The sequence below is a fragment of the Pseudomonas sp. PNPG3 genome, assembly GCF_023093815.1.
Taxonomy (GTDB): domain Bacteria; phylum Pseudomonadota; class Gammaproteobacteria; order Pseudomonadales; family Pseudomonadaceae; genus Aquipseudomonas; species Aquipseudomonas asiatica.
Genome location: NZ_JALLKV010000098.1, coordinates 1 through 7,706, shown reverse-complemented (window position 1 = coordinate 7,706; position 7,706 = coordinate 1). Strand labels below are relative to the sequence as shown.

The 7,706-nt window shown below is 58.3% G+C and carries 8 protein-coding genes; 5 read left to right on the top strand and 3 right to left on the bottom strand.

The features are described from left to right. Positions 1-389 precede the first annotated feature (389 nt). From MJ643_RS29790 to MJ643_RS29780, 3 genes are all read left to right on the top strand, one after another. On the top strand, positions 390-665 hold the full coding sequence (locus MJ643_RS29790) for a DUF3077 domain-containing protein (RefSeq protein WP_024086490.1): 276 nt from the start codon (positions 390-392) through the stop codon (positions 663-665). A 216-nt stretch (positions 666-881) separates the two neighbouring features. Beyond that, positions 882-1,718 (top strand): lipopolysaccharide kinase InaA family protein, encoded by an 837-nt coding sequence (locus tag MJ643_RS29785; protein WP_024086489.1) that lies wholly within the window; start codon positions 882-884, stop codon positions 1,716-1,718. 283 nt (positions 1,719-2,001) lie between these two features. Next, complete coding sequence (locus MJ643_RS29780) at positions 2,002-2,892, top strand: glycosyltransferase (RefSeq protein ID WP_024086488.1); 891 nt, start codon at positions 2,002-2,004, stop codon at positions 2,890-2,892. Here the strand turns inward: MJ643_RS29780 and MJ643_RS29775 are convergent. Together MJ643_RS29775 and pyrF are read right to left on the bottom strand one after the other, a co-directional pair. Beyond that, complete coding sequence (locus tag MJ643_RS29775) at positions 2,889-4,085, bottom strand: O-antigen ligase family protein (RefSeq protein WP_024086487.1); 1,197 nt, start codon at positions 4,083-4,085, stop codon at positions 2,889-2,891. The two genes, MJ643_RS29780 and MJ643_RS29775, sit on opposite strands and share 4 nt — an antisense overlap. A gap of 120 nt (positions 4,086-4,205) precedes the next feature. After that, a complete protein-coding gene (pyrF, locus tag MJ643_RS29770; protein ID WP_024086486.1) occupies positions 4,206-4,907 on the bottom strand; it encodes an orotidine-5'-phosphate decarboxylase in 702 nt (233 codons plus the stop codon). Positions 4,908-5,088: 181 nt separating this feature from the next. Here pyrF and MJ643_RS29765 point away from each other — a divergent pair, with 181 nt between their 5' ends. Then, positions 5,089-5,256, top strand: coding sequence for a DUF2897 family protein (locus MJ643_RS29765; protein WP_010952850.1), 168 nt, complete (start codon positions 5,089-5,091; stop codon positions 5,254-5,256). A gap of 283 nt (positions 5,257-5,539) precedes the next feature. Here MJ643_RS29765 and MJ643_RS29760 read toward each other — a convergent pair whose 3' ends face one another. Continuing rightward, positions 5,540-5,875, bottom strand: coding sequence for a ComEA family DNA-binding protein (locus tag MJ643_RS29760; protein ID WP_024086485.1), 336 nt, complete (start codon positions 5,873-5,875; stop codon positions 5,540-5,542). A 536-nt stretch (positions 5,876-6,411) separates the two neighbouring features. Here MJ643_RS29760 and wecB point away from each other — a divergent pair. After that, entirely contained in the window at positions 6,412-7,548 is a 1,137-nt protein-coding gene (gene wecB, locus MJ643_RS29755) for a UDP-N-acetylglucosamine 2-epimerase (non-hydrolyzing) (protein WP_024086484.1), read from the top strand. The last annotated feature ends 158 nt before the right edge of the window (positions 7,549-7,706 follow it).

Genomic DNA, 7,706 nt, shown 5'->3' with positions numbered 1-7,706 from the left:
AGCGCCGCGCGGGCGGCGCTCGATCTAACAGGCGCGAGGGCACTTGAGGCGTACACCTGTCAGCCCCTCCAGAATCGTCAGACTTTCCTGAACCTTGCCCCCACCGCTTCAGCTTGAAGCAGCAAGCGAACTATCCTACGCAGTGGTCGGAAGCAGCTGAATTGTCGGGGAAATCCCTCAGGGTTAAGTTCACCGGGTCGCCATGTTGGTGACCGGGTGTGAGAACCTGTTGCGAGTTAGCTGGCTTGCCTGTCATGGCAGTCGTACGCGGGCAGACCTCGGTCTGGCCGAGCTTTGAAGCTCCCTCGGTTTCTCACCCCGTGTACGACTGCCGCCCAGGTCCGTGAGAAAGATCAGCGTGGCAGTTCCACTTGTCAGGAGCTACTACCATGAAAAAGTACACCCCCTCCCCCATCCTAACCGCAGGCCTGGAAACCTTCCTCGAAGCCGGCAACCCCACCCTGGACCTGCTCCGCGTACAACCCGGCATACCGATCGATGATGCCTACGAGCACGTGTCAGTGCTGCTGGGCTACATCAAGCACCTTGTGCGCGAAGGCGACATGGAGGATGACCACAAACTGCTGGGCTCCGCCGATTACCTGCTGGCCATCGCCAAGGCCCTGATGAACGACATCGAACTGGCCAAGAACAAGCTGCACTGACAGGTTTTGAGGGAACAACCCAAAATCCAAAAGCTGACTCGCCCGCTCCCACAGCTCCTGCGCTGGCCCGCGAGCCCGCACTCTTCTGTGGGAGCCCACGCGCTCCCCTACCACACAACCAATAGAGTGATCTGCAAAAAACTGTAGGAAAAATGTGAAAAATCTGTAATATTGGATCCACTGACCAATGGCTTTTTGATATCACAAGGATGAGATGTGGTTGGCGATACACAGATCTGGCAAGACGAATACCCTTACACCCTGCGGTATCGCAAGACCACTTTACAACTTCAGAGCCCTATTGCCCCTTACACCCGGCAAGCCTTCGAACAATTGATCGCGCAGACCACCAGCGCCAAACGGGTCAGCGCTCCACTCGCCTGCATGCAGAGCCAGTTGTTCATCAAGCGCGAAAAACTCGATTCACTGAAAAAGAAGCTGCGCATGCAGCGCGGCAGGCCCAAGCGCAATGGCATGTACGACTGGTCCCTTGAAGAACTGATCAATACCCGCGAAGCCGTTCGCCGTGGCGCACGGGTGCCAAGGGTGGTCGGCTACGGTTACAGCCGCTCCAGGTTCGGCCTGATGCAGGACTTCTTCCTCATCACTGAGTTGCTCATTGGCCACGAGGACGGGCTGGCAAGAATCCGCAAGGCGCCCGACGCGGTACACCAGGTGATTGAGGCAGCCTTCGAACTGTTGCATGCACTGCACTGCCAAGGGATTACTCACATGGACCTGTGGGCGGCCAACGTGATGCTCCCGAAACAAGGTAAAGCACAGGCTATAGACCTGGAGAACAGCTTCTCTGAGCCAAGCAATTTCTTCAGCGAAACCCTAGGTTTTCAGTTCGGCTTTTTCTACTACCGGGAAATTTACCGTTATATAACCGAAGCAGACTATGATGCTGCGGTTGAATGTGCACTGGCCGAGTTTTTCCCGGATGTGCAGCGTGTTGCCTTCAACCGTACGTATGCGCTTGCCAAACATGAGGAAATCGGGCGCCTGGAGCGCCGCAAAATCTTCACCTGCGGTGTAGTCGAAGGTTGTTAAAAAAGCGCCATGGCTACTCCGATTGCCTGAGTCGATTGCCTGATGCAGAAGTGACGACGTGCGCATGCATATCGCCCCCCCTTTTGCTAATAGGGGGTGTTGTCGGCAGGACGCTCGGAATAATGGGGTCGACCTGCGCCGAGCCTACCGTATCCCTGAGATGCCCCATCCTTTAGAATGGGAAATAGCTGCCCAAGATACCGAATTGCCATCACGCTGGAAACGAGCAAGCAGGCAGCCTGCATAGAAGCTTCATACAAACGGATCAAGCCAGGGGTTTCACATGTGTTCTGAGAGTCACACCGTTACTGACACTCCGTTGGTAACAGTGATCATCGCATCCTATAACCACGCACGCTACATCGAAGCAAGCATCAATAGCGTCATCAACCAGACCTACAAGAACATCGAACTTCTGGTGATTGATGACGGCTCCAAGGATGACAGCCCTGCAGTGCTCAAGCGCCTTCAGGAACAACACGGCTTCGACCTGCGCTTCCAGGCCAACCAGGGCCTGGCACGCACTCTCAACGATGCGATAGCACGCGCCAAGGGCGATTTGATCGTACCTTTCGGCTCTGACGACATCATGCTGCCGCACCGTATCGCCACCCAGGTGGAATACATGAACGGCAAGCCTGAAGTGGGCATCTGCTCGGCCAACATCGAAACCATCGACCAGGATGGCAACGTGATGGGCGCACGCGAGCAGCGCAACCGCAACCTGCCCTTCCGCCGACTGGACTTCGACGACCTGTTCCTCGACCGCAAGCCGGGCCCCATGGCAGCCACATTGATGCTGCGGCGGGAGGCCCTGGAAAAGGTGGGTGGCTTCAACCACGATATCCGCCTGGAAGATGTGTATATCGAACTGTCGATCGCACGTGCCGGTTACTTCATCGACGTGCTGGGCGAAGTGCTGGCGCAGTACCGTGACCACCCGACCAACACCTTCAAGAACGGCCGTTTCATGGTGGATAACGTGCTGCGCACCTTTGCAGTGTTCAGCGACCACCCGCAGTACGAGCAGGTGTGCATGAAGTTCCGTAACTCCATGGTGCTTAAGTACGCCAACCGCGACAAGGCACTGAGCCGGGAAATCCTTTCGGAAATCCCGCTCAGGTACTGGAACAAGAAGACACTGCGCGGTATTTGGCGGATGATCTGGTCTTAAGCAACGCGGCTACGCTTCCAGTGGATCAGTGATTGACCATAGACCAAGGCCATCGGGATCCAGATCAGGAACCAATGCTCCTTCGGGCGTGACATAAAGGCACTGCCTTCAGTCAGGCCTGAGGCGAAACCGAAGACCAGCCAGGTTGCCGCAAGGGTAACGCCTGGGTGCTTGCGGTAAGTCCAGCAGAAGTAAATGGCCAGGCCGTAAATTGCCATCCACAGGGCCAGACCTACTACACCGCCGGCATACAACACGCCCAGCTCTATGTTGTGCGGGTCGGCAAGTGTTTGAGCAAGCCCCGGAATACTCACAGTCATGGGCGAATCGTAACCGTGACCCAACCACGGATGTTCACCGATCTGGCGCAGTGCATCCAGCCAAATAGCCGGACGATAGGACACGCCACGCTGAGTGATGGCGTCCGGATAAACCAGCACGACGCCAAGCACAGCGATGACCACAGCAGCCAAGGCCAGCAGCCCGCGTTTGCGGTCACCCACGATCACCAGCCAACCCAACGCCGCCGTCAGGCCTACCAACGGGGTTCTGGAACCCGTTGCAAGAATCGCCAAGCCCAATGCTGCCAGACAGACCAGCGACATTGGGTCCAGCATGCGCTGCGCCTGGAACCAGTACACTAGCCAAACGGCGGCGAAGGCACCGAGTACATGAGCGGTCAGCAGCGGATTGTATAGCGCCCCATAACCCTCCAGGCGACCAACGCCAGCTGGCAGTTGGTACAGCAGGAAATAGCCCAGTGAAATGGCCGCAGCCAATGCCACCACTCTGGCCGCAATACGCACGCACTGCTGGAGATGTGCCGGTGCGTGCAGGCTGATGACACCCGCGGACAGGAGCAACATGGCGATGTATAGCGGCCGCTTTAACAAACTCCCCGTAGCATTTTCCGTGTCGGACCAAGCGATACTGAGCATGGTGTAGGCACAAAACACCGCAAGTGCGATGAACAGGGGATTTTCCATCAGCGTTTTGAGCATTCTTGGCTGCAGCAACAAAGCCACAAGCGTCGGAACGGCCAACAGAATATAGAACAGCTTGTGGTACAGAGAACGCTCCCCTGCCCAGAACATGCCAGTGAGCAACACCAGCCAGCCCAAGGGTAAAACGTAACTGTTGATCTTCCGTCCCCAACGCTGCGCCGGGGACTCGACTAATACATCGATTGACATCTAACGTCCTCTACAAGGATGGGTGAGATCCGTACCTACTTACGATTTGATACCGTAACGCAGGGTTGTGAACATCACCCATTTCCCCAAATTGCTCGTTGTAACGTGGCGGCTGGTAACTCAGTTACGAATTTCAGCCACCACCGCTGCCAGCGCCCGCGCCGGGTCGGCAGCCTGGCTGATCGGCCGGCCGATCACTAGGTAATCCGAACCCGCATCCAGTGCCTGGCGGGGGGTGAGGATACGGCGCTGGTCATCCTGCGCACTGCCCGCCGGGCGAATGCCCGGGGTAACCAGTTGCAGCGACGGGTGTGCCGCCTTCAGTGCCGGGGCCTCCAGCGCCGAGCACACCAAACCGTCCATGCCAGCCTTCTCGGCCAGCGCCGCCAGGCGCAGCACCTGCTCTTGCGGGTCGACATCCAAGCCGATACCGGCCAGGTCTTCACGCTCCATGCTGGTCAGCACGGTCACACCAATCAGCAACGGCTGCGGGCCGCTGCGCTTGGCCAGCTCTTCGCGGCAGGCCGCCATCATGCGCAGGCCACCGGAGCAATGCACGTTCACCATCCATACACCCATCTCGGCCGCGGCCTTCACCGCCATCGCGGTGGTGTTGGGGATGTCGTGGAACTTGAGGTCCAGGAACACTTCGAAGCCCTTGTCGCACAGGGTTTCGACAATGCCCGAAGCACTGCTGGTGAACAGCTCCTTGCCAACCTTCACCCGGCACAGCGCAGGGTCAAGCTGGTCAGCCAGCTTCAGGGCGGCCTCACGGGTAGGGAAATCCAGGGCGACGATCAGGGGCGTCTGGCAGGCGGACATGGGCAGGGTCTCTTGGCAAGTCGAAAACGGCGCGCATTGTAAACGAAGTGGCGCAGGCTTTGGGGCCCGCGGGTCACGGAATTGGCCCGACAGTGGCTGGCTCCTATAATTGAACCAACGGAACGGGCAATTGCTCAACATTTGTACAAACGCTGCCCATCACCAGCAAAGGAGAACGACAATGCCCTGGTATGCCTGGCTGATACTCATCATAGCCCTCGGCTCGATCGTCGGCGGGCTGATGCTGCTGCGCGACACGGCAAAGAAACTGCCACTGACCGAAGAACAGCTGCGCAAGGTGCATGAGCGCAATGCCGAAGCGGATGCCAAGGATGCGCAGGACCGCTAGCGCCCGCCGGTCGCTGGCGCTGGCACGATCTGACCGGCTGTTACGGTCCATGTACCGTCACAAGGTCGCTTTCATAGAGTTGCACATAACTCATTGAATCAGCAGGGTCCCTGTGGGAGCGGCTTTAGCCGCGAATACCGGCGCAGCCGGTGCCATGCACCGCGTTTGGTTCTTCGCGGATAAAGCCGCTCCCACAGGGTACGCGGACCGCTTTCGAATTCAGTTCTCTAAATTGAATCTTCATGAAAGTCAGGGCCAGGACACAAACCCCAGCCCCTCCCCCTTATTCCACCATCACCTTGTCCCGGTTACGCTCCAGCAACGCATTACCAATCCCCTTGATCTCCAGCAGTTCATCCACCGAAGCAAACGGCCCATTGGCCTCCCGGTAGGCCACTATGGCCTCAGCCTTGGCCTTCCCTATCCCGTTCAGCTCCTTCTGCAAAGTAAGCGCATCAGCCGTGTTCAGGTCCAGCCGCTGCGGCTGCTGGGCCTGCTGCTGGGTTACCACCGGCACCGGCTCGGCCACCGCCGTGGTGCTGGCCGGGGCAGCGCTAAGGGAAAAGGACAGGCTGGCGAACAGCGGCAGCAGCAAGTACGACAGAACGTTGTTACGCATGGTGAATACTCCTGGGTTGGTCATTTTCCAGCAGCCGCTTTCCTTCGGCCGCGCAATCAACCCTAGCGGCAAACCCCGCGCTGAAACAGCCACCATCATCGGCGAATGGTTACCAAATCGATCAATCACTAAGCCAACTTCGCCAACCCAGAAACAATGGCCTTTCCTCCACCACCACCCCGGCCCGAGAGCATTGGCGCCATGCCTTATGGCCTGTAGCCGAATACCCGTTTATCCGATGCCGCATTCACAGCAAAACCTGCCCACATTCCTACAGCCCCCGGTGAACAAGGCCTGATCACGAACAACCGCACTCTCCAGCCGGCAAACACACCCCCTGCCAACTGGCATCACATGAACCAACTGCTAGATTTTTGAGCAATGGACAGCCGTTTGCTTGAAGGACCCAAGCTGCATACCCCATCCACCCGCCGCTTGCCCTCGCACCCAGCCCGTCCACCAGGCCAGCCTCCGCGCGCCTGCCCAGCCCATTCGGCCCACCCGTACTGCCCCCGTCCAGCAAGAGGATCACCGCCGTGCCCCTCAAGACCCTCACCGTATTTGGCACCCGTCCAGAAGCCATCAAGATGGCCCCCCTCGCCCTGCAACTCGCCCAGGACGCCCGCTTCGAGTCCCGCGTGTGCGTCACCGGCCAGCACCGGCAAATGCTCGACCAAGTACTGGAACTGTTCGGTATCACTCCCGACTACGACTTGAACATCATGAAGCCCGGCCAGGACCTGACCGGCGTGACCACGGGGATTTTGCAGGGTATCCAGCCGGTACTGACTGAGTTCAATCCCGATGTGGTGCTGGTGCATGGCGATACCGCAACCACGTTTGCCACCAGCCTGGCGGCCTATTACCAACAAATACCGATAGCCCACGTAGAAGCCGGCCTGCGCACCAACAACCTGTATTCCCCCTGGCCAGAGGAAGGCAATCGGCGCCTTACCGGCACCCTGGCCGCCCTGCACTTCACCCCCACCGCCACCTCGCGTGACAACCTGCTAAGGGAAGGCATCGACCCGTCGAGCATTTTCACCACTGGCAACACCGTGATCGACGCCCTGCTGGAAGTGGTGCACAAATTGGAGAGCCCAGCGCTGAGGGCCCAGTTCGAACGCAAGTTCGATTACCTGGCTGCCAACCGGCGTATGGTGCTGGTAACAGGCCACCGCCGCGAGAACTTTGGCGGAGGCTTTGAACGCATCTGCCAGGCTTTGGTGCAGACGGCGCGCCAGTTCCCCGATGTAGATGTACTGTACCCGGTACACCTCAACCCCAACGTACGCGAGCCGGTCAAACGCTTGCTGGTGGATGTGGGCAACATCTACCTGATCGACCCACTGGATTACCTGCCCTTCGTTTACTTGATGACCCGCGCTAACGTCATTCTGACTGACTCTGGAGGGATTCAGGAGGAAGCGCCGGCATTGGGGAAACCGGTGCTGGTTATGCGCGACACCACCGAGCGGCCAGAAGCAGTGGCGGCCGGGACGGTCAAGCTGGTTGGGACGGAGGTGGAGTCGATTGTCGGAGCGTTGAGCACGCTGTTGACCGATGAGGCGGTGTACCGCGAGATGAGCTTTGCCCACAACCCGTATGGCGATGGGCAAGCGTGCGCGCGAATAATCGAGGCTCTTTCTTACCTCCCCTTCTCGGGCAAATGACCATGAGTAAAAAAAAACGGATCTAGAAGCTGTGCCCAGGAGGGTGCTCGACAAAGATGTTGGGTCGTAGCTGAGAAATCTGAGCATATAAAAAACCCAGCATTTAGGGAAATCCTGAAAAAGACTTCCTGATTTTGGCAAAATACCCGGACTCCACC